This is a genomic window from Enterobacter cloacae complex sp. P24RS (genome assembly GCF_014982165.1).
GTDB lineage: Bacteria > Pseudomonadota > Gammaproteobacteria > Enterobacterales > Enterobacteriaceae > Enterobacter > Enterobacter quasihormaechei.
In genome coordinates, this window is sequence record NZ_JADCKU010000037.1 from 1 (window position 1) to 794 (window position 794).

Here is a 794-nt window from a genome sequence, read left to right on the forward strand (position 1 = left end):
TTTTTCAGGTTGACACCCTCCCGGTTGAAGCCTTTCACCACCACGGCGAAGCCTACGCTGTCCAGCAGCGGCGCATCGTTGGGGCCGTCGCCCAAGCCCAGCGTCGTCGGCTCTTTACCTTCGTGCAGGCGATACTGGTCCACAAGCCAGTGAACCGCCACGTCTTTGCCGCAGGCGTTGTCCAGAATGTGCCAGAAGCGTGCTCCCTGGACGATCTTCAGCCCCTGCCGGGCCAGTTCGGTTGCGAAGCGCGTCATTTGTTCATCACCGTCACGCCAGATAAGCGTCACGGACGCCTCATGTTTGCATGCAAGCGCCGAACGTGGGCGGCTCAGCCCGGTCCATTCGGCGACCACGCGCTCATCCACATCATCAAAGGTGGTAAATTTCAGGTGCAGTTCCTGACGAACCCGTTCAATAAACTGCCGGATTTCGTCATGCTTTTTTTCTGAGATGAACCGGGCGGCGTTTTCCCACCGTACGTCAGGCTGGATCACCGCGCCGTTTTCCGCAATGTAAGGTAGCCCAACAAGCCCAAGCTCCTGCTGGATGTCCTGCATCTCAGACGCGGTTTTGCTGCTGCACAGAATGACCGGTATCTGCTCATCCTGTAGTCTCTCCAGCCAGGAGGCGGCAGGCTGCCACTCAAACGTGTGAAAATCCAACAGCGTGCCGTCGAGGTCAGTAAAGACCAGCAGCGTCTCCTGAAGCGAAGGCATAAACTCTCCTGGAAGATGGCGCATTTTATGAGAAAATTCTTAAAAAAGAGAGGCGTTGTCACCCCGTTGAACCGG

General features: G+C 56.8%; 1 protein-coding gene. It reads right to left on the minus strand.

Going from position 1 to position 794, the window contains the following annotated elements:
* On the minus strand, positions 1 to 719 hold a 719-nt coding region (locus INF58_RS20860; protein WP_193528426.1), incomplete at its 3' end, for a mannosyl-3-phosphoglycerate phosphatase-related protein.
* Between the last annotated feature and the right edge of the window lie 75 nt (positions 720 to 794).